The following is a 22156-nucleotide window of genomic DNA, read 5'->3' as shown; positions in this document are numbered from 1 at the left end:
CTGCTTCAAGTTTTCCTAGTTAGCTGTAGGAAATCTCCGGAATGCTGAACAAAGCATATTCAGCAGTTCGATGACCCGAGGCTTTATTGCGCTCAAGGAATGGAGTGGAACACATGAGCAGTATCCATGATCAAGCAATGCACTACATCTATCAGCAAGTGCTGGAGCGGTTGCTCGACCATATGACCCAAGCCCAGCGTGCCTCGGTTCAGTTGATGATTCAGCGGCTGCTGGTGTCGGCTGGCGGCGTCGAGTATCTGCGCGATTTCCGGCTGTTGGTGTTGCTGGGGCACGACCGCAGCAATGTCAGTCTGTTGGCGTTTCTACGGGCGGCGCAACTGAGTATTGCCTTGCGCGGCCCTGAGACCTTTCGCCTGCAAGTGGTCGTCAATGCCAGACCGGCATTGACCGACACGCTGCTCGACCACCTGGAACGAACCTTCGGCGCACTGTTTCTGCATGACGACCCGCGGGTCGAGTTGCTGCTGGCAGGTGCAGGCTACGTGCAGCCGTTCAGTCGCGACCCTTCGTGTACAGCCGAGTCGCAGCAAGCCGACCGCGACGCCTTGCTGATGTTCGGCCACTTGTGTGCAGGCCAGCCTGAGGCGGTGCTGGGCAGTCGCTTGCACCTGGAGTTGGGCGATACCGTGCGCATGCTATTGCAGCGCGTGGCGCAACCCAGCGCCGTGATCACTGCCGTGCCCCTGCGACAGCGTCAGCGCTTCCTGGCCTGGAGCCGCGCCGCCATGCGTGTCAGCGGTGAGCGTGGTGACGCGGCCTTGCATCGCTGTGCAGGTGCCTTGTGCGAGTTGCTCGGGCGCATGCACTGCACGCTAGCCTCTCCGCTGCAGCGGCCGGATCCTGTGCCTTACGGACGTAACGGCAAATTGGCGCTGCGCATCATCGCCGTCGATGACCTGCTCAACGAGCGGCGCGACGATGATCATCTGGTCGAGGCGCTGGGCCTCGGCGCGGCATCATCTGCCAGCCCGACACCTCTGGCCGCGTTCTCCGATCCTGCCTATCTGGCGCACTTGCAACGCCTGCGCACCCACTGGCTGGGAAGCGCCAGCGATACCGCGTGGTTGGCAAGCGAGCCAGGGCACGCCATGCTCCAGCGCGCTTTCGGCATCGACGACGTTCAGTCCACCTGCCTGCTGTTCGCCCCCTTTGCCGAGCGAGGCGAAGGATTGGCGGCCTTCGTCCAGCGCTGTCATCCGGCCATGCGTGTGGCGCTGCCGTATCTGCACCGGGCGCTTCAGGGCGAGCCGTGCCCGGAAGCGGTGGTGCAGTGGTTGCTCGATACCAGTGGGCTGAGCCTGGCTCAACTGCGCGGTATCTATAACGGACGTATCGAGCCGACGGCCGCGCGGCTGATGCACCGAGTGGCTCGCCGCGATGCGCGTCTGCGCCTGGTGCTACCACCGATGCTGCGCGTAGGCGTCACCGCGCCGATTGCCTGCTGATGGGGCGTTCGGTACGTGGGGAGTTCGCCTATCAGGCGGTCTATCGCTATCTGCTGACGCAGATCACGCAAATGCGGGGGGCTGAGGATGAACGTCTGCCTTCGTTGCGCGATTTGGCACGACGGCTGCGCGTTTCGCTGGCTACCGTGCAGTGCGCCTACAGCCTGCTGGAGGCCGAGGGTCGCGTACATACGGTGCCCAAGTCGGGCTATTACGCTCGACCCGCGCACCTGGGGCCCAATGAGACAGTTCATCACCAGGTCCTGCCTTTGAGCGGTTCCCCGCCACCCTGTGCGACCCTCGAACCGTTGCTGTTGGCCCACGAGCGGCGGCTGGGTGGTCAGGCGCAGGAGGAGCGGGTCGCTCAGGCGGTGCTGCGCCGCGCGATTGCCGCGCGGCTGACGCATTCATCAAGCCGTTACTGGCGGGCCGAAGACGTCAGTCTGTCGCCCGACTTACCGGCATTGCTCTATACCTCGTTGCACGCCTTGAATCTGCAGGGCAGCACGATCCTGGTGGCCACGCCCTGTTGCGCACGAGACGTTCAGGTGCTTGAGCAATTGGACATGCGGATTGTGGAGTGGCCCCTTGAGGTGCCGGACTTCGACGCACTGGCGCGGCTGCTGGAGGCGGAAAAGGTGCACTTGGTAGTAATGCCCGCCTGCCTTGCCAGCCCGCCCGGGCGCTGGCTTTCGCCTGACGAACAACGCGAGTTGGCACGCTTGCTGGGCCTTCATGGGGTTTGGCTGCTGGAGAGCGAACAGGACAGCGAACAGTGTTTCGCAGGATCGCCGGCATCGCACCTTCGCGATTGGGTGGACCCGCGCCGGCTGTTGGTGCACGGCACATTGGAGGCGATTGTCGGCGCAGAAGCCCCCATTGCCTATCTGCTCAGCCCGCATGCTGAGGTGCGCGAAGCCATCGCGCGGCGCAACTTCCGGCTTCCACCCCGACGTGTGTTGGCTTTGGCGCGTGTGCTGAGCCGGTCCGATCTGGACAGCCAGCTTGAGCAGGTCCGATCGACGCTGCGAGGGCGCATGGCGACACTCTGCCAGTTGATGGATCAGCACCACCTCGGTGACTGGCTGGCCTATGCTGCACCGCAGGGCGGATACACGCTATGGTGCCGTTTGCATCGTTCCATCGACATCGATAGCCTCTGCGCCCGCCTGCACAGTCCGGCGCTGCGGGTGCTTGCCGGTACTCGGTTCAGTGTGCAGGGGCTGTTTGGACAGTGCCTGGCGCTGAGCTGGGAGGGCGACGATGCAGCGGCACTGGGTCAGGCGCTCGCGGAGCTGGCCCGAGCCTTGTCAGACCTCCACGGTGCCGACCAGCCGGTTGCGGGATGACCGCCGATCCGGCGCGCTTGCCAGAATCGGCGATCTGTATGTATAACCAGTGCTTCTTTGTTCAGCTTCCGATCCTTCGCCGTGATTGCCCACTCCGTCGACGACCCGTTCTATTACCTGCACAACTTCCGGCAAGTGCTGCGCTGGGTCGAGCAACGTTATGCCGACCTGCTCGATGCCGAAGATCAGGCGTTTCTCGTACAGTTTGCAGGCCTGCCCCAGCCTGCCCAGGCCCTGCTGGTGCGCATGGTGATGCGCAAGGGCGAGCTGTTTCGCGATGATCGCCTGCACTATGCCGAGATCGGCGATACCGCCCAGGCCCTGGCGCCGTTGCTGAGCCTCGGCTGGGTCTGTGCAGAACCGGTGCTGACGTTGGAGCAGTTGTTCGCGCTGCTGCGCAAGGACGAACTCGCGTGCTGCTTCGCCGGCCACCTCAGCCAGCCCAAGGCCACCAAAGCGCGACTTTTGGCTGAGCTGCAAGCGCTGGAATTGGTCGAGCGCCCGTTGCACGCCTGGTACGCCGAGGCGCCGGTGCGCATCCTGCATTGGCGCCTGCAACCGTTGTGCGACCGCTTACGCTTGTTGTTCTTCGGCAACCTGTATCAGGACTGGTCCGAATTCGTGCTGGCCGATCTGGGGCTGCTGCGCTACGAGCAGGTCAGCTTCAGCCGCGACTCGCGCGCCCTGCGCCAGCGCGCCGATGTCGATCTGGCCATGGCGCTGCACGCCTGCGCCGAGCGACTGGAGCAGGGCGAGGCGCCGGAGGGGCTGGTGCTGCTGTTGGGTCGTCTGGTCAGTGACAACCCTTGGCTGGCGCGGCGCCGCACCCGGTTGCTGTATGCCATCGGCCAGCGCTGTGAGCGCCTGGGTGACTGGGCGCAGGCGGCTGCGGTGTATGAAGGGCTCGCCCACCCGCAGGCGCGGATTCGTCGGGTGCGGGTGTTCGAGCGCAGCGAGCAGTGGGAGAGGGCGCATGCACTTGCTCGGCACATGGCCCAGGCGCCGGCCAACCCGCTGGAGGTGCAGGCACTGGCGCGCATGCTGCCGCGCCTGAACCGCAAGCTCGGCGGGCCACCGCATCGGCGCAGGGCTTCGGCGGTGCAGGAACTGATCGAGCTGCAATTGCCTCTGGACAGTGCCGGGCAAGGCGTCGAGCGTGCCGTGCGTGCGCATCTGCAGCAGTCCGGGGGCGAGGTGCACTATGTGGAGAACACCCTGTTCAACAGCCTGTTCGGCCTGCTGTGCTGGGAGGCGGTTTTCGCGCCGCTGCCCGGCGCCTTCTTCCACCCTTACCAAGCCGCGCCGCAGGACCTTCACGACGACGACTTCCAGACCCGCCGCGCCGCGTTGTTCGAGGCCTGCTTCGCTCAGCTCGACGACGGTCGCTATCGCCAGACCATCCGCGACCGCTTCGCCGCCAAATACGGGTTGCAGTCGCCCTTCGTATTCTGGGCCGCGCTGAATGAAAACCTGATCGAGCAAGCGCTGGCCTGTGTGCCGGCGCAGCATCTGAAGCACTGCTTCGTGCGGCTGTTGCAGGACATTCGCAACAATCGCACCGGCATGCCCGATCTGATCCAGTTCTGGCCCGAACAGGCGCGCTACCAGATGATCGAGGTCAAGGGGCCGGGCGATCGCCTGCAGGACAACCAGTTGCGCTGGCTGGAGTTCTGTCGGGAGCACGCCATGCCGGTGGCGGTGTGTCATGTGCGTTGGTGCGAGGCGGTGGCGTGAGCCTGAGCGTGGCCGTCCGAGCACTGTGCGAGTTCGCCGCCAAGGTGGGCGATCTGGACCTGCGTTTCACCCCGTCGCCCACCGCCCAGCAAGGCATGGAAGGCCATCGACAGGTGGTTGCACGCCGCGACCCCGGCTATCAGTCGGAGGTGTCGCTCGAAAGCGAGTACCAAGGTTTGCGTGTGCGTGGCCGCGCCGACGGCTACGATCCGGTGCGCAATCGCGTGGAAGAGATCAAGACCCACCGTGGCGACTTGGCCCGCCAGCCGGACAACCACCGCCAACTGCACTGGGCCCAGGCCAGGGTCTATGCCTGGCTGTTGTGTCAGTCGCGAGGGCTGGCGCAGATGGAGGTCACCCTGGTCTACCTGGACATCGACAGCGACCGCCAGACGCTGTTCAGCGAGCAGCAGCAGGCCGACGATCTGCAGCGTTTCTTCGAGACGCTGTGCCAGCGCTACATTGGCTGGGCCCAGGCCCAGCGCCTGCGCCAGGCCGAACGCAACCGCGACTTGCAACGTCTGGCGTTTCCTTACCCGCAGTTTCGCCAGGGCCAGCGGCAGTTGGCCGAAACCCTGTACAAGGCGGTCGCCACCGGGCGCTGTCTGATGGCCCAGGCCAGCACCGGCATCGGCAAGACACTCGGTACGCTGTTCCCGCTGCTCAAGGCCATGGTCCCGCAGCAACTGGACAAACTGTTCTTCCTCACGGCCAAGACCCCGGGCCGGGCTCTGGCGCTCGATGCACTGCGCCAGATCAGCGCCGCCACCGCACAACCTGGGCTGCGAGCGCTGGAGCTGATTGCCCGGGACAAAGCTTGCGAGTATCCCGACCGCGCTTGCCACGGCGAGTCCTGCCCACTGGCTAAGGGCTTTTACGATCGTCTGCCGGCGGCGCGCGAGGCGGCGTCGCACGTGCCGCTGCTCGATCGCGCCGCGCTGCGCGAGGTGGCCCTGGCCCATGAGGTCTGTCCTTACTACCTGGGGCAGGAGATGGCGCGTTGGGTTGACGTGGTGGTTGCCGACTACAACTACTACTTCGATGCCCACGCGCTGCTATTCGGCCTGACCCAGCTCAACCAGTGGCGCGTGGCGGTGCTGGTGGACGAAGCGCACAACCTGGTCGAGCGCGGTAGGGCCATGTACAGCGCCAGTCTCGATCAGGGTCAGTTGATGGCGCTGCGACAACGCAAACCGGCCGGATTGACCACTGTGCTGGAGCGCCTCAATCGTCAATGGAACGCCCTGTACAAAGAGCAACAGGCCCCCTATCACGCCAGCGAGCCGGTCCCCGACGCCTTCATCAGGGCATTGCAGCAGTGTACCGGGGTGATCCAGGAGCACCTGGAACAGATGCCTGCCCAAGTCGATCCACAGGTGTTGCAGTTCTATTTCCAGCTCCTGCAGTTCACCCGCGTGGCGGAGCTGTTCGACGAACACTTCCTGTTCGACATTCAACTGCGCAACGGCCCCCGGCGCCGGCGGCTGGCGACGCTGACGCTGCGCAATGTGGTGCCTGCGCGCTTGCTCGCACCGCGCATGGCCGCCGCGCGCAGCGTCACGCTGTTCTCGGCGACCCTCGGCCCGCGACGGTTCTATGCCGATCTACTGGGCATGCCCGCCCACACCGGCTGGCTGGAGGTCGCCGCGCCCTTTCGTGCCGAGCAGCTACAGGTGCACATCGTCAGCCAAGTGTCGACCCGCTACCAGCAACGGCAGCGCTCCCTGGCCCCCATCGTCGAGCTGATCGCCGGGCAATATCATCGTCAACCCGGCAACTATCTGGCGTTCTTCAGCAGTTTCGAGTATCTGCAGCAGGTCGCTTCGCTGTTCGCCGAGCGGCACCCCGAGGTGACGCAATGGTGTCAGGCCCCGGGTATGGACGAGGCGGCGCGGGAAGCTTTCCTGGCGCGCTTCGTCGAGCAGGGGCAGGGTGTCGGCTTCGCGGTGCTCGGCGGTGCGTTCGGTGAAGGTGTGGACCTGCCCGGTACGCGTCTGATCGGCGCCTTCGTCGCCACCTTGGGCTTACCGCAGGTCAATCCGGTCAATGAACAGTTCAAGGCGCGCCTTGGACGTCAGTTCGGTGCCGGCTTCGATTACACCTACCTGTACCCGGGCGTACGCAAGGTGATCCAGGCGGCCGGTCGGGTGATTCGGGGGGAACAGGATCGCGGCGTGTTGTTTCTGATCGACGAGCGCTTCAGCGAACCGCGCGTGCAGCAGATGTTTCCCGCCTGGTGGCAGATCGCCGAGTGAGCGGCGTGTGGCCATCGCGCCGCCGTGCAACTCCCAGTACACTGCGCGTTCCAACACCTACATCCGTAGAACTCGAGGTTTTGCATGACGCTCAGTCCTTTGGCAGGCAAGCCGGCTCCCGCCAGCGTGCTGGTCGATATTCCCCGCCTGTTGACGGCCTACTACACCGGTCGCCCGGACGCCTCCATCGCCGCCCAGCGCGTGGCCTTCGGCACCTCGGGGCACCGTGGCACTTCGTTCGAGCTGAGCTTCAACGAGCACCATGTGTTGGCCATCACCCAGGCGATCTGTCTGTATCGCCAGGAAAAAGGCATTGATGGCCCGCTGTTCATCGGCGCCGACACCCACGCCTTGTCAGCCCCGGCTGCCGCCAGCGCCCTCGAAGTCTTGGCGGCCAATGGCGTGCAGGTGCGGCTGTCCAAGGATGACGAATACACCCCGACACCCGCAGTGTCCCACGCCATTCTCTGCTACAACCGTGGGCGCCAGCAGGGGCTGGCCGACGGTATCGTCATCACCCCGTCGCACAATCCGCCCCAGAGCGGCGGCTTCAAGTACAACCCGCCCAACGGCGGGCCGGCCGACAGCGATGTGACCAAGTGGATCGAGGCCAAGGCCAATGAACTGCTGGCGGCCGAGCTGGCTGGCGTAAAACGCATGCGCTACGCCCAGGCGTTGCAGGCCGCGACCACCGAGCGCCATGACTACCTCGGCAACTACGTCGCCGACCTGGAAAACGTCATCGACTTCGAGGTGATTCGCAACGCCAAGCTGCGCCTGGGCGTCGACCCATTGGGTGGCGCTGGCGTGCGCTACTGGTCGGCCATCGCCGAGCGCTATGGCCTGGATCTGGAAGTGGTCAACACCGAGGTCGATCCAACCTTCCGCTTCATGAGCGTCGACTGGGACGGGCAGATCCGCATGGACCCATCCTCGCCCCACGCCATGCAAGGCCTGATCGGCTTGCGCGAGCGCTTCGACGTGGCGTTCGCCTGCGACCCGGACCACGACCGCCATGGCATCGTCACTGCTGACGGGCTGCTGCAGCCGAACAACTACCTGGCCGTGGCCATCGACTATCTGTTCCGTCATCGCCCGCACTGGCGTCAGGACGCAGCCGTCGGCAAGACCGTGGTGAGCAGTGGGATGATCGACCGGGTCACCGCACAACTGGGCCGTGAGCTCTACGAAGTGCCAGTGGGCTTCAAGTACTTCGCCCAAGGCCTGTTCGAAGGCACGCTCGGCTTTGGCGGCGAGGAAAGTGCCGGCGCCTCGTTCCTGCGCCTGGACGGCAGCGTCTGGGCCACCGACAAGGACGGCCTGATTCCAGCACTGCTGGCGGCCGAGATGACCGCCCGCACCGGACGCAACCCGAGCCAGGCCTACGCTGACCTCACCGCCACTCTGGGCAAACCCTACGCCACCCGTGTAGAGGCCAAGGCCGATGCCCGGCAAAAAGCGCTGCTGAGCAAGCTGGCGCCCGAGCAGGTAACGTCCACCGAGCTGGCAGGCGAAGCCATCGAGCAGATTCTCAGCCACGCGCCTGGCAACGGTCAGGCCATCGGTGGTCTGAAGGTGATGACCGCCAATGGCTGGTTCGCCGCACGTCCATCGGGCACCGAGGACATCTACAAGATCTACGCCGAAAGCTTCATCGACGAAGCGCACCTGCAGCGACTGGTACAGGAAGCGCAGGTCTTGGTGGATGCCGCGATCCGCTGAAGCCGCTGATGCATGAGCGCCAACATGAATCCGAGGACTGCCTTGCAGCCCTCGGATTCATGCATTCAGGGGGTTAGAACCTCAGGCGACATCCACCAGCACGATCTCGCTGTCTTCGATGGCCGTGACCCGCACGACCCGTTCATCTTCGACGGCGACGCCATCTCGTGCATGGGCGCGCACGCCATTGACTTCGACCACACCCTTGGCAGGCACCAGGTAGCCACGGCGCCCCTCATCGAATCGGTACTCGGCACTTTCGCCAGCGTGCAGGGTGGCCGCCACCAAGCGTGCATCGGCGCGGATGCGCAGGGTATCGCCGGGTTCCTCACGGCCGCTGGCCAAGGTGACGAAGCCTTCGCCACGCTCGCCTTTGGGAAACGGACGAGTGCCCCAGGACGGCGCTCCACCGACGTTCTCCGGCACGATCCAGATCTGGAAAATACGCGTGTCGACCGGCTCCAGGTTGTATTCGCCGTGAACGATGCCGGTCCCGGCACTCATCACCTGAACGTCCCCGGCTTCGGTACGGCCCTTGTTGCCCAGGTTGTCCTGGTGACTGATTGCTCCCTCACGCACGTAGGTGATGATTTCCATGTCCCGATGAGGATGGGGTGGGAATCCGCTGCCGGCCGCGATCAGGTCGTCGTTCCATACCCGCAGGTTGCCCCAGTTCATACGCTGCGGGTCGTAGTACTCGGCGAAGGAAAAGTGATGGTGGGCGTCGAGCCAGCCATGATTGGCGTGGCCCAGGCTCTCGAAGGGGCGCAGTTGCAGCATGGTGAGGTCCTCGTTAATTCGTGATGGAGCCATGATGCGCCGATTTAATATCGAAATTAAGCGTAAATATCGACTTAGATTGATCGGCTGAGTTGATTGATCAATATGCTGTGCTTTCTACGTTTCATCGCCTAATTGCCTGATCTGCAAGCCGAAGCTGGTACTTTTCGGCGGATCGTTGGAACATGCTCGCCTGATTCGTTTAGCCCTGGAGTGACCGTGTCCCACGAGCAGCCGCCATCGTCGCCGCCCGACCTGACCCCGCCCGCGCAGTTGCCGTGGCTACGCCGCCTGGCTGCGCGCCTGTTGGGTCGCGGACTGAGCCGATTACAGGCGCAGCATCGCGATTCCTGGTTCCTGGGTCACGCCGTCGGCCAGCGCAGCGGACACACCGACGGTGTGCGCGATGGCTACGAGCGTGGGCGCGCCGAAGGCTATGAAGCCGGGCGTCAGGTGCTGGTGATTCGTGACTGCCGCGATGACACGCCTGCCGTGCCGGGGCAGGACAACAACCTGTTCGACGATTGGCGTCTGCCGCTCACCGCCGACCTGAAAAAGCGCTTCAAGGCCGACGTCGCCCAGCGCCTGCCGGCCACCGCCCAGCCCAGTGCGGCGCAGTGGAAGCTGATCTTCAGCGACACGCCCAGCACCTGCGTGGTGGCCGGTGCGGGGGCGGGCAAGTCCACGTCCCTGGTGCTGCGCATCCTGCTGCTGCGTCATTACCTGGGCTTCGAACTCGATGCCATGACCGTGGTGACCTTCACCCGGGAGTCGCGCAAGGACTTCATCAAACGCTTGGTGCAGGTGTTCGGGCTGTGGCACGTCGAGATGACTCCGGCCACTGCCCGCGAGCTGGTGCGCACCTTCCACTCACGCATCCTGCCGCTGGTGCGCAGCCTGCCGGGCTTTTCCCAACTGCGGGCGTTCGAGACGCTGGGCAATGACCTGCCGGCAGGCAGCGAGGCGTTGGCAGAAAGTACCGCGTTCGACCTGCGCCTGAATGACGCCCAGCGCCAGGCCATGAACCTGTGCTACCGCGATCTGCTCGCTGAAAGCCCACGCTTCGCTGAACTGGTGGCCTCCTTGCGTCGCGAGGCGCTGCTGCTCAAACCGTTGGATCCGGACCATCCGGATGTGCAGAAGCGCGTGCAGGTCACCCAGTTGGCTGCGCAGCGGGACGAAGAACTGTGCGATGTGATCGAAGACCTGTGGTTCGCAGCCGGCGCCTGGCCCATCAAGGGAATCGAGCCGTGCCGTGAGACCGTGCAGATACGTGGGCAGCGCTTTCACGTGCATGGGCGCCTCGCAGGGCAGGACACCTGGGTCGTGTTGGGCTTCGACCCCGGCGAGAGTGCTCAGTATCAGCGACCCGGCGCCAAGCTTTCGGTGCGGGCAGAATGGTCGGTCAAGCGCACATTGCTTCAAGCTTTCTGCGACAAGCCACTGATTTGGCTGGATAACTACGACAGCGCCAAACGCCTGGCCGGCTCCCTCGCCGGGGATGCCGTCGCCGGGCCAGGGTTCGAGTTCAAGGTCAAGGGTGAACTGGCAGCGGCCCCTTTGCTCGACGCGTTCGTCTCCGCTGCCGGTTTCATCGAGAACCTGGGCCTCGATGTAGGGCGTGCGGTGGCGGACCTGAGCTTCCCGTCAGGCGATGTCGATGCGTCATTTTTCGAAGCGTTGGCGCTGTATTGGAAGGCGTTCGAACACCATCTGCTGGGCATGTCGCCGCCGGTCATGACCTATAACCGCATGTTCGCGCTGTTCGGCGAGCTCAACCCGCAGAATCTACGACTGCTGCCTGATACGCTGCTGCGTCCGATGGCTCACCTGATGCTCGACGAGTTCCAGGACGTCTCGCCACAGATCGTCAGTTGGCTGCGCGCCACACTGGCTGAAATCCGCCGGCGCGGTCCGAGTCTGACTACGGGGCGTACGGCGGCGCATTCTTCCTTGCTGTGCGTGGGCGACGACTGGCAGTCGATCTATGGCTGGCGCGGCAGCTCGCCCGACTACTTCATCGGCTTCACCCAGACCTTTCCATCACCTGCCAACACCCGTGTGTTGATGGTCGAGAACTACCGCAGCCAGCAGCACATCATCGACGCCGCCGAGCACTTGGTGCGTGGCGCGCCGGCGATCGGAGGCAAGAAAGCCAGGGCCAGCGGCGCCGCCGCCGAGCTGCCGCTGTCGGCCGTGAAGGTATTCGAGCGCGACGACGAGACCATGGGCCGCACTGTGGCCGAGCACTACGAACAAGGGGAAAGTATCCTAATCCTGTTTCGAAAATCCTCAGATAAAACACTGATTTTAAAAAGTATTGATCAATTACTTAAGGTGGAGTCTGAACTGCCGGCTGAGCGCCGGCGAATCCGCCTGCTGACCTATCACAGTGCCAAGGGGCTGCAAGCCGATACCGTCTTCATGCTTGGCGATTGCCAGTACCTCACTCGCTCACCCCACAAGAACCAGCTGTACCGTCTGGCAGGCTTGGCTCGCGATGGCGATGCACAAGGCTACGACACCGCGCAGAAAGACGAAGTGCAGCGCCTGGCCTACGTCGGCGTGACCAGGGCGATCAGGCACTGCTATTGGTACGTGGAGCGGCCGGATGGCGAGGCCAGGACGCTGCCTAGCGCTGCGCGCAGGGTCGATGCCCGGCTGCCCTGTTTCGACGATCTGCGAGGCTGAACGGGGCAGGCATCATGCCTGTTCCACCTCACGCGTAAAGCTGTCGAACAAGCCCAGCTCCACGCGCTGCTGCTCAGCCAGCAGCGCATTGGCGGCCTGGGTGTACTGAGCATCGGTGAGCGAAACCGGGCTCAAGCGGCCCTCTGCTTGCGGCAAGACCAGGCCAAGCGCCTGTTCGAGACAGGCCTTCACCGAGGCCGATAGGTGGTCCACCCTGGGCGCTAGCGCGTCCACGCAACTGTCGAGGTAGTCCATGCCCGGCTGCCAGAAGTCCGTGCTTGTGCTAAAGGCCTGCTCATGGGCGCGTCGCACACTGTACCGCCACGTCGGCTGTTCCAGCAGCCAGGCGCGCCGCAGATTCGAGCTTTCTTCAAGGCGTCGCACCTCTTTGACCACTTTGTTCCTGACGGTGGGCGTGAGGTTGGCAGTGCTTTCGTACAGCATGCCGGCCTCAGGCTCCGGATAGTCGAGTATCACTGCCAGGCTCTGGCGCAGTGCCAGACGTATCTCGATATCATCGACCAGGCCGTGGCGCAGCCAGGTATCGGGAACCGCTTCGGGATCGTCCAGTGGATCGAGCGAAGGGATCGATGCGTGGGCTTCGACGGCTTGCAGGGCCGCTTTGCGTAAGGTCCGTGCCAAAGCGATCCGGTCGGCCAACCGATTGACCAGGCTGCGTCGATACACCTTGCGCAGCGCCTGCCATTTACTGTGTAGCGGTGTGGGGTCGTTGGCCAGTTGGTGCAGGTAGAGCTCGGTTTCCAGAGCGCTGAGCGCATCGGTGCCGGCGTCCCCACAGGTGACCGGATAGCTCTCGGCCACCGCGTTCAGTTGGTCTCGCAAGCGGGTGTCGGCGGCCGCTTGCTCGAGTATCGCCCAGGCACGGGCACTCATGGCCTGCGGCTGACGTTGCGCCTGGGCCGAGTCGGTCACGATCTGCAACTGCTCGAACAGCGCCTGGTTTTCTGGCATGCCGTGCAACTCGTTCCACAGTTGGACGTGCTCATCCGTGCGTCCGTCAAGGTAGAACTGCTGCCAATTCGACGCCCGAACCTCATCGTGCTCGTAGATCGTCAGGCCGCTGCGGCGCAGGCGGCTCAGCGGGGCTTCATCCATCAGGTTGTAGTGCAGGCTCAGGCGCAGCCCTGGGCGTTGCTGGGCGACATCACGTACAAAGGGCGTGGCCAGCACCGTGTCGAGCGCCTCGAGATTGTGCAGATTATTGAAGGAGAGATCGACCTGGCGCAGTTGATACTGCAACTGACTCATGAGCAGGATCAGGCCCTCGGGCCAGCGATCGAGATTGGCCCGGGAGAGGTCGAGGCGTGACAGGCGTGCCATGTAGCTGACGTCGGGTGCCACTGTTAGTGGGTTGATACTCAAATCCAGCTCGCGCAGGTCGATCAGTCCTTGGAACGCCTCGGCGGTCGCGGCATCGAGCTGGATCCGGTTGTTGTGCAGATCCAGGCTGTCCAACCGCCGCTGGGCGAGCATTTCCACGTCCGCCACGCTCAATCTCAGCGCGTTGCGGCTGAGCACCAGGTGACGCAGGTGCGGCATGGCACGCAGCGCCGGCGCCAGCACGCCGAGGTCGGTCAGGGCGTTGCTGGAGAGGTCCAGCCTGCGTACTTTCACCGCCTGTTGCAGCGCCTCGGTCAATGCGGCGCTGTCGATCTCGAAGTTACCGGTGATCGAGAGAGACTCAAGTGCCGGGAAGCACTCGAACAGCTTGGCGGGCAGGCGCAACAGGCCCAAGCTGTCGATGCGCACGTGGCGAATAGTCGGGAAGACCGTCGTCAGCTCGGGCAGCTCATCGAGTGTCATCCGGTCCAGCACCAGCTCGCCGTCGGTCTCCCGACGCCAGGCACGGTACAGTCGTCTGGCGCACTCGATACGGGCATCGTTCTCGAAGAGGCCAGCCTCACTGTGTTTCCAGCGCAGCAGGGTCTGGTGCAAGTCTTGCCACTGACGCTCCAGGTCGAGCAGGCCCTGGCCAAGATCGCCCGCGGCGCTCAGGGTTTTCTGCACATCCTGCAGTTGGCTATGCGACGCGGCAGGGAACAGACGTGCCAGTCGTCGCTGGGCGGCGGTGGGATGATCGAGCGGGGTGCCACGACCGCTCAGCGGGTAGCCGACACGGCCCTCACTCAAGCGCAGCGGCGAGCGGAACGCTCCAGGACGCCTTTGCTGGCCTAAGACGTGGCTTGCGCGCGGGCGGTCGTTTACCGCGACAGCGAACAGCTCGGCATCGCTCGTTACTGCGCCACCTGAGAGCCCGCTGCGCAGCAAGGCGGTATCGCGGGTTGCCAGGTGCTGTTGGTACAGCCCCAGGATGGCCCTGTTCAAGCGTATCGTCGCTTGCAGCAGGCGTGCTTCTTCAAGGACACGCAGGGGGATTCTGCCGTCGCTTGGGGCCATGCGTTGGCGTTCGGCTGGACTGGCGTGGTCGAGCAATTCGTCCAATGCACATGCGGGCAGTTCCGGGAATTGAGCGCTCAGCCGTGCGGCGGCGGACGTGCCTTGTGGCAACGCCGTTTCGCGCCCCTCAAGACGCAGCAGCAGATCTTCCAGGGGGGAGGGCAGCGCGGCACCGTCGATCAGCTGGCGTCGTAGCACGTCGGCCGAAAGGCCCGTGATTTGCAGGGCTGCGTTTCGCTGGGCGGCACTCAGTGATTCACCCACCGATCCCTGGCGCGCGAGCAGTTCGTCGGTTTCCCACTCCAGCGGGTTGTCGTATGCCAAGCGCCAGGCGCCGCGACCATTGTGTTGCAAGGGCGGTCGATAGGCCTGTTCATCGCTGGGATGACGGACGTACCACTGGTCTTGCATGTCCGACACCACCTCATGCATGGACTGCTGCAGACGGATGTAGCTGCGGCCCTGCTGCCAGTACAGTCCCTGGGCATCGGGGGCAAGGGTTTGCGGCAACGTCGCAGCGCTGCGGTAGTGCTCCAGATCGGGTCGCCACAACAGCGGTCGCTCGTTGACCTCGATCGGTTGCAGGTCATCGACCAGACGTGCACCCACGACCTTGGCGGCCCCCACGCTGACCCCGGCGATGGCCACGTTGACCAGCAGCGATTCGACCTGGGCCAGGGCCTGTGCGGTATCGCCAGCCTCCCAGGACTGGATGGCATAGAACAGCCCGCCCACCAACTGCGATCCGGCAATCCACAGCATCAACGGATTGAGGGCGGGAATGAAGGCCGCCGCCACATTGAGGACGCTGAGGCCAATGTCCTCCCAGAACGCCAAGCGCCGCAGGCGCGCCTGAGCATCCACGTCGGCGGTCGGTACGGCGACGCAGCGTGCATCGCCCTTGATCCGCTGCAGGTGCAACTGCTGCAGGTGTGTCCAGGGCATGTCCGGCAGGTCCTTGAGCTGCGCCTGCAGATGCACTTGATCACGTGGCTGCAGCGCGCTGTCGTCGCTGACGTTTGGGTTGCTGTACAGGGCCCTACGCAGATGAGTGGCCAACTCAGGTTGCAGGCTCAGTGGGGCCAGACCGAGCAGCGCGCGGCGCTGGGTCGCCTGCTTGAGCCGACAGACCAGGTCGGCATGGGCCTCGGGCAGCGAGGCGAAACTCCTGAGCGCAGCCGTCTGGATACCTGGCAGATAGAGGATATGCCGGTTTCCAGCCGGGCCATGCAGGGTGAGCAGGAGGAGTTCATGCAGGGGGATGCCGAACAGTTCCAAGCGCTGGCAACTGATCCGCGTGAAGCCGCAGTTCGATGGCGCAGTCGCCACGCAGAAGGCGTGCAAAGCCACCGATTCACGCTGGCTTATATCGTTTTTCAACTGCGCCAGGCGCGTCTGCACGCGTAACTCATCCTGTCGCGCTTGAATGGACAAACTGTGGATACGCTGGGCATCGGCCGTGTCGTAGATTGAGGCCAGATGCTCCTGATAGCGCCGGCCCAGATCAACTTCGCGGCAGAGCGTAATGAACTCGCGCAGGCTCAGCGGCGGCGCCACGCGCGGATCGTCGCCGCACTGCAGGCTGGAGAATGCAGGGGTGTCCAGCGGGCCGGCGAAATTGTGCAGGGCCGCTTCCAGCAGACTCGAAAGTCTCGGCTTGCCAGTCGGCGTGTACTCCATGTGCTGCGGCGAGCTCCCTGGCTGCTCAACCCGCGCCGCTTGGCTGCGGTAGTACGTGCGATCCACCGAGACGTTGCGGGGCACACGCGCTTGCAGCAGCGGTCGGCAGAACTCTGTGACGCCCTGTAGTCCCGCCAGCGCTCCCTGCAGTTCGCGCAGGCTGCCGTCGCGCTGCTCAAGCGCGTTGTCCAGGGCGCGCTGATCGCTGTCTGGCGCGGCGGCATACCAGGCCAGAGGTTGACCCTGCGCATCGAGATAAGGCTTGCGCTGACTGCCCAGCAGTTGCCGGGCGTGGTCGGCATGCAGTTGGGTGCTCCAGTTCGGCAAGGCGGTGAGGATTTGTCGTTGGTGCAGGGGTGGGGTCATGGCGGTTCTCCTCGAAGGAGGCCGCATTGAACACCGCGCGGCGTGCGCCTGAGCGGTAAATAGCTAGCCGGCGGCGTCGCGTCTGCCTAAGTGACGGTCGCGCTCGGGCCTTTGGCCAGTGCCCTGATGGTCCAAGGTGGTTCACTCGCCCGCGTTGTTTCGGACGTCGGGCCATGCCAGGGAGCGCGCCATGCCTACGCAGTCCATGCCCAAGGATTACCTGCTGGACCTCAACGGTATCGAGATGGCAGTCCGCACGTGGGGAGAGCAGGGAGCCATTCCGGTGCTCGCGCTGCACGGCTGGCTGGATAACGCGGCCTCGTTCGAGCGCCTGGCGCCGCTCATGGAGGACTGTTTCATCGTGGCCCCTGACCTGATTGGGCACGGTCGCTCCGATCATCGACGCGAAGACAGCGGGTACTACCTCTGGGAGCATGCCGAAGATGTTCTGGCATTGGTCGATCGCCTGGGGCTTGGGCCTTTTCATGTTGTGGCGCACGGTATGGGCAGTGGCATCGCCTCGATACTCGCCCTGCTCACCAGCACTGTCGTCAGCATGACCTTTCTCGATGGCATGGGAGTTCCCTTCACCGTCGATGAGGGCGAGCGGCTGCCGCATCTGGCCCGCGCCTATCGGCTCAAGCGCATGGTGCAGCGCAGCCAAGCGGGCAGCACCGAGCCGTTGTCGGGCAGTAGATTCGAGAACCTCGAGCAAGCCATGGGACAGCGTCGCGACCGATTGGGCGCTGAGGTATCCGAGGAGGCAATCAGGTTACTGGCTCAGCGAGACCTGCTGCAGACGGGCGATGGTTATCGCTGGCGCCATGATGAACGACTGGCGCTCCCGGAAAGCATGCCCTTGACCGAGAAAGAGGCGTGCAAACTGCTCCAGCAGATTCACTGCCCGTTGTACCTGATTCTGGCCCGCCAGGGCATGTGTGCAGGCCCCGTGTTCAACCGCCGTAAATCCGCCTTGCCCCCTCATGCACAGGTGTCGTGGTACCCGGGTGGGCACCATTTTCACCTCGATGAACCTGAGCGAGCCTTGGCCGAGCAGATAGGGCGGATTCTGGCGCGCCATGAAGGCACGCCAGTACTGCGTCGCGTCAACGAGTGAGTATTGCTGGGCAGGCAGCGGTGTAGCGGATTGCACCGCGTCAATGCCACTCAGCGATTGGCGCCGCCATCGCCCTGCGCGCCAGCGCCTTCTGACCCGGTTTGATCCATACCTGGCAGGTCAGCATCATCCTTTTGCTTGATCGACGGGCTTTCGCTCTCGGCGTTGGGCACACGTGGGTCGGTGTCCCGAGGCATGGGCTGCTGGATGGGATTGAGGGTGCTGTCCACCCCAGGCGCAGGGCCTGGGTTGTGCGGGTCGTCCGGGTAGGTGGTGCCAGTGCCGACGGCCATCGCCAGCGGTGAGCACAGCAGGGCAGCCATCAGGCAGGAACGGGTCAGGGATCGCTTCATGGGGCAAACTCCTTTGCGCAGAACAGGGCGTGTTTTCCTTGGGCCCTGTCATGCGCGGCAAGGTGCCATTATCCCGACCGACGGTCAGACAACCGTCGACAGCAACATGATGAAGATGATGCCGACCACCGAGAGGAGGGTTTCCATCATGCTCCAGGTCTTGAAGGTTTCAGCGACGGTCATGTTGAAGTACTGCTTGACCAACCAGAAGCCGGCGTCATTGACGTGGGAGAGGATCAGCGAACCGGCGCCGGTGGCCAATACCAGCAGCTCACGGTTGACCCCAGGCACCAGCTCGATCACCGGCGCGACGATGCCGGCGCCGGTGATCGTGGCTACCGTCGCTGAACCGGTGGCGATACGAATCACCGCGGCCACCAGCCAGGCCAGCAGGATCGGTGAGATTTCGGCCTGGACCGCCATCTGCCCGATCACGTTGCCGACGCCGGTATCGACCAGCATCTGTTTGAAGCCGCCCCCGGCGCCGACGATCAGCACGATGGCTGCGGTGGGCGCCAGGCTGTGGTCGAGCATCTTCATGATCTGCTGACGGCTGAAACCGCGCGCCGAACCGAAGGTGTAGAAGGCCAGCAGCAGGGCAGCGAGCAGGGCGGTGATCGGGTGCCCGATCAGGTCCATCCATTGGCGCACGATATGGTCGGTCGGCAGCACCACGTCGGCGAAGGTCTTGAGCAGCATCAGCGCGACCGGTAACAGCACGGTGACCAGAGTGACGGTGAAGCTGGGCAGGTTCTTCTGGTCCGATTCGCGGGCGATCTGGTCCATCAGTTCCTGGGAGGGGTTGCCGGGGATGTAGCGCGAAATGAAGTTGCCGAACAACGGGCCGGCGATCACGGCGGTGGGCAGTGCTACCAGCAGGCCATAGAAGATGGTCTTGCCGATATCGGCGTGGAAGATGCCGATCGCCAGCAGCGGTCCCGGATGCGGCGGCACCAGGCCGTGCACCACTGACAAACCCGCCAGCAGCGGGATGCCGATCTTCACCAGCGACACGCCCGAGCGGCGCGCGACGATGAATACCAGCGGGATCAGCAGCACGAAGCCGATCTCGAAGAACAGCGGGATGCCGACGAGGAAGGCGGCGAACATCATCGCCCAGTGCACCTTTTGCTTGCCGAAGGCGCGGATCAGCGTCTGCGCGATCTGGTCGGCGCCGCCGGAGTCGGCCATCAGCTTGCCGAGCATGGTGCCCAGCGCGAGGACGATGCCGACGAAGCCGAGCACGCCGCCGAAGCCGTCCTGGAACGATTTCATGACCTTGGCCACCGGCATGCCCGATGTCAGGCCGAGAAAGCCGGCAGCCAGGGTCAGGGCGACGAAGGGGTGAACCTTGAAATGGGTGATCAGCAGGATCAGTCCGACGATGGTGACCAGCGCGTCGAGCAGCAGGTAGGTATCAGTAGCCAGTCCGAACATGGGAGTCTATGCCTCGGTCTTGTCGTTGTTGTAGTGGCGGAGCAGGGTAGGTCTTGAGTGCAAGGCATCAAGACAGCGCTATCTTTGGTGAGCCGGAAAACCGCATTCAGGCGGTTCGCGCCAGGCTCCGCTCACCGCAGGGCTTTAGCCAGTCGTTCACACGCTCGGCCAGCGCCGCGATCGGACGTGTGGCATCCAGCGCAAGCGTGAGGGGTTCGCCGTGAGGCGGCTCGAGGGCCGCGAACTGGCTGTCGATCAGGCTGGCGGGCATGAAGTGGCCGGGGCGGGCCAGCACGCGGCGCTCGGCTTCCTCGGGGCTCAGCTCGAGAAATACGAAGCCCAGGCCCGGCATGGCCTGGCGCAAGGTTTCACGATAGCGGCGCTTGAGCGCGGAGCAGGTGAGGATGGGGCGCTCGCCGGCCTTGACGATGGCCTGCAGTTCTTCGCCCAGGCGCGTCAGCCAACCGGCGCGGTCGTTGTCGTCCAAGGGAATACCGGCGCTCATCTTGCGGATGTTTTCGGCAGGGTGGAAAGCATCGCCTTCGATCAGGCGACCGCCGCTTCGGGCCGCGATGGCCGAGCCGACGCAGCTTTTGCCGCAGCCTGCCACGCCCATGACCACGATGGCGCAAAGGGAAGGGTTCATCGGTACCTCCTGCGGGGTAAGACAGCGCTGTCTCACGCTCGACGAGCAGTGGTGCAGGCGCCACCCTCCCGGGTGTTATTGATTTTGTGATACGCAGTTCGGACTGCTGCAACGATTGAGGCGTTGCCTGCATCCTGAGACAGCGCTACCTTAGAGACCGTTCCCCCTTCTTGCAAGTAGTAAAATTACAACATCCATGACCCGCATCGGCTCCCGCACCACCGGTCGTCCCACCCTGGCCGAAGTCGCCAGATTGTCCGGGGTTTCCCCGATCACCGCTTCGCGCGCGTTGCGCGGCGTCAGCACCGTTGCCCCGGCGTTGGTGGAAAAAGTCATGGCAGCGGCCGCGAGCCTGGGCTACGTGGCCAATCCCGCTGCACGCGCCCTGGCTTCGGCGCGCAGCCACTCGGTGGTGGTGCTGATTCCGTCGTTGTCCAACCAGTTGTTCATCGACACCCTCGAAGCGATCCATGAGGTGATGCGTCCGCGTGGCCTGGAAGTGCTGATCGGCAATTACCACTACGATGTCGGCGAAGAAGAGAACCTCATCCGCAATTATCTGGCCTACCAGCCCTGCGGCATCCTGCTGACCGGCTTCGAGCGCAGTGAGGCCTCGCGGCAGATGCTCGCGGCCAGCGGCGTGCCTTGCGTGCACATGATGGAACTGGGCGGTGAGCCGGGCGATTTGTCGGTGGGTTTCTCCCAGCAGTGCGCCGGTCGCGCCGCCGCCGAGCATTTGATCGCCCGTGGTCGGCGGCGTCTGGCCTTCATCGCGGCGCAGCTGGACCCGAGGGTGATGCAGCGCGCCGAGGGCTTCCGGCAGGCCCTGCGCGAAGCGGGGCTGGCCGCACCGGCGCTGGAGGTGCTCGATCCGCAACCGTCGTCCATTGGCCTGGGCGGCGAATTGTTCAGTCGCCTGCTGGAACAGGCGCCGGAGGTGGACGGGATTTTCTTCTGCAATGACGACCTGGCTCAAGGCGCTGTGTTGCAAGCCCTTCGCCAGGGTATCGAGGTGCCGCAGCAGGTGGCCATGGTCGGCTTCAATGACCTGCCGGCCTCGGCGCACATGGTGCCGCGACTGACGTCCATCCGAACCCCGCGCGCCGCCGTGGGGCGCCATGCTGCCCAGGCGTTATTGAACCTGCTCGACGGAAAACGCGTGGTCGATGAGCGCCAGGACATGGGTTTCGAACTGGTCGTGCGGGAGAGTTCGTGAGCCCGCGTTGCGGTCGTTGGGGCACTGGACAAACGGCGATGTCACATCGCTTGCATGGTGCCAATTCCGTTATATGCTCTGCATATTCCCGCCCATACAAGGAGGTTCGGCGCATGTTCGGTTTTCAGCGCAAGTCCGATTCGATGCACAACGAGCGCTGCCGGGAGGCGTTGACTGCGGTGCAAGCCAAGCTGGCCGCGATCAGCCGGTCGATGGCCATGATCGAGTTCTCCGTTGACGGCGTCATCCTCCAAGCCAATGCCAAGTTCTGTGCTGCGATGGGCTACACGGTCGACGAGATCCTCGGCCAGCATCATCGCCTGTTCTGCGAACCCGAGTACGCCAAGAGTGCCGAGTATCAGCAACTGTGGCACGAACTGAGTCAGGGCAAGGCCATCAGCGGCACCTTCGAGCGCCTCGACAAGGCGGGCCGCGAGGTGTGGCTGGAGGCAAGTTACATGCCGGTGCTCGACGAGCAGCAGCAGGTGACCAGCGTGATCAAAGTGGCGGCCGATGTCACCCAGCGCTCCCGCGAATCCCATGAGCGCGAGAGCCTGCTCCAGGCCATCGGGCGCTCGATGGCGGTCATCGAATTCACCCCCGAAGGGCGGGTGATCACCGCCAACCAGAACTTCCTCGACACCATGGGCTATCAGCTCGATGAGGTGGTCGGACGCCACCATGGTCTGTTCTGCCAACCCCATGAGCGTGAATCGGAGCAGTACCGACAGTTCTGGGCATCGCTGAACCGCGGCGAGTACCATTCCCACCGCTTCGAGCGCATCGATAGACAAGGCCGGACAGTGTATCTGGAGGCTTCCTATAACCCGATGTTCGACAGCAAGGGCCGCCTGTACAAGGTGGTCAAGTTCGCCAGCGATATCACCGACCAGATCAGCACCCAGCAGAGCGCAGCCGAGGCCGCC

Annotated in this window: 13 protein-coding genes and 1 pseudogene; 9 read left to right on the top strand and 5 right to left on the bottom strand. The window is 64.1% G+C overall.

Annotated elements, in window-relative coordinates; all coding sequences use genetic code 11:
• Positions 1–113: 113 nt before the first annotated feature.
• The 5 genes from NJ69_RS08450 to pgm all read left to right on the top strand — a co-directional run bounded on the left by NJ69_RS08450 (position 114) and on the right by pgm (position 8526).
• A complete protein-coding gene (locus tag NJ69_RS08450; protein ID WP_039578053.1) occupies positions 114–1466 on the top strand; it encodes a hypothetical protein in 1353 nt (450 codons plus the stop codon).
• Positions 1466–2815 (top strand): aminotransferase class I/II-fold pyridoxal phosphate-dependent enzyme, encoded by a 1350-nt coding sequence (locus NJ69_RS08445; protein WP_039578050.1) that lies wholly within the window; start codon positions 1466–1468, stop codon positions 2813–2815. The genes NJ69_RS08450 and NJ69_RS08445 overlap by 1 nt, the downstream gene beginning before the upstream one ends.
• A gap of 81 nt (positions 2816–2896) precedes the next feature.
• On the top strand, positions 2897–4549 hold the full coding sequence (locus NJ69_RS08440; protein WP_039583193.1) for a VRR-NUC domain-containing protein: 1653 nt from the start codon (positions 2897–2899) through the stop codon (positions 4547–4549).
• Positions 4546–6804, top strand: a complete 2259-nt coding sequence (locus NJ69_RS08435; protein ID WP_039578047.1) for an ATP-dependent DNA helicase — start codon at positions 4546–4548, stop codon at positions 6802–6804. The genes NJ69_RS08440 and NJ69_RS08435 overlap by 4 nt, the downstream gene beginning before the upstream one ends.
• Before the next feature lie 84 nt (positions 6805–6888).
• Positions 6889–8526: a phosphoglucomutase (alpha-D-glucose-1,6-bisphosphate-dependent) gene (gene pgm / locus NJ69_RS08430; RefSeq protein ID WP_039578045.1), complete on the top strand. Its 1638-nt coding sequence runs from the start codon at positions 6889–6891 to the stop codon at positions 8524–8526.
• An 81-nt stretch (positions 8527–8607) separates the two neighbouring features.
• On the opposite strand, the gene NJ69_RS08425 is transcribed toward pgm, so the two are convergent.
• Positions 8608–9306, bottom strand: a complete 699-nt coding sequence (locus NJ69_RS08425; protein ID WP_039578042.1) for a pirin family protein — start codon at positions 9304–9306, stop codon at positions 8608–8610.
• 219 nt (positions 9307–9525) lie between these two features.
• Here NJ69_RS08425 and NJ69_RS08420 point away from each other — a divergent pair, with 219 nt between their 5' ends.
• A complete protein-coding gene (locus NJ69_RS08420) occupies positions 9526–11997 on the top strand; it encodes a UvrD-helicase domain-containing protein (RefSeq protein ID WP_039578039.1) in 2472 nt (823 codons plus the stop codon).
• Between the two features lie 12 nt (positions 11998–12009).
• Here the strand turns inward: NJ69_RS08420 and NJ69_RS08415 are convergent, their stop codons facing one another.
• Complete coding sequence (locus NJ69_RS08415; RefSeq protein ID WP_052192051.1) at positions 12010–16461, bottom strand: NEL-type E3 ubiquitin ligase domain-containing protein; 4452 nt, start codon at positions 16459–16461, stop codon at positions 12010–12012.
• Positions 16462–16651: 190 nt separating this feature from the next.
• Here NJ69_RS08415 and NJ69_RS08410 point away from each other — a divergent pair, with 190 nt between their 5' ends.
• Entirely contained in the window at positions 16652–17578 is a 927-nt protein-coding gene (locus NJ69_RS08410) for an alpha/beta fold hydrolase (RefSeq protein ID WP_039578036.1), read from the top strand.
• Positions 17579–17628: 50 nt separating this feature from the next.
• Here the strand turns inward: NJ69_RS08410 and NJ69_RS08405 are convergent, their stop codons facing one another.
• The 3 genes from NJ69_RS08405 to NJ69_RS08395 all read right to left on the bottom strand — a co-directional run bounded on the left by NJ69_RS08405 (position 17629) and on the right by NJ69_RS08395 (position 20014).
• Positions 17629–17931, bottom strand: a complete 303-nt coding sequence (locus NJ69_RS08405) for a hypothetical protein (protein ID WP_029613500.1) — start codon at positions 17929–17931, stop codon at positions 17629–17631.
• 84 nt (positions 17932–18015) lie between these two features.
• Positions 18016–19368 (bottom strand): GntP family permease, encoded by a 1353-nt coding sequence (locus NJ69_RS08400; RefSeq protein ID WP_029613501.1) that lies wholly within the window; start codon positions 19366–19368, stop codon positions 18016–18018.
• Positions 19369–19474: 106 nt separating this feature from the next.
• Positions 19475–20014 (bottom strand): gluconokinase, encoded by a 540-nt coding sequence (locus tag NJ69_RS08395; protein ID WP_039578034.1) that lies wholly within the window; start codon positions 20012–20014, stop codon positions 19475–19477.
• Positions 20015–20210: 196 nt separating this feature from the next.
• On the opposite strand from NJ69_RS08395, the gene NJ69_RS08390 reads away from it, so the two are divergent.
• Both NJ69_RS08390 and NJ69_RS23145 read left to right on the top strand, forming a co-directional pair.
• Positions 20211–21230 (top strand): LacI family DNA-binding transcriptional regulator, encoded by a 1020-nt coding sequence (locus tag NJ69_RS08390; protein ID WP_029613503.1) that lies wholly within the window; start codon positions 20211–20213, stop codon positions 21228–21230.
• 38 nt (positions 21231–21268) lie between these two features.
• A pseudogene (locus NJ69_RS23145) lies at positions 21269–22126 on the top strand (PAS domain-containing protein); the annotation flags it as partial.
• Between the last annotated feature and the right edge of the window lie 30 nt (positions 22127–22156).

Source organism: Pseudomonas parafulva (genome assembly GCF_000800255.1).
Lineage (GTDB): Bacteria > Pseudomonadota > Gammaproteobacteria > Pseudomonadales > Pseudomonadaceae > Aquipseudomonas > Aquipseudomonas boreofloridensis.
Note: the sequence above shows the minus strand (reverse complement) of the source record. Positions and strands in the feature narration are given on the sequence as shown.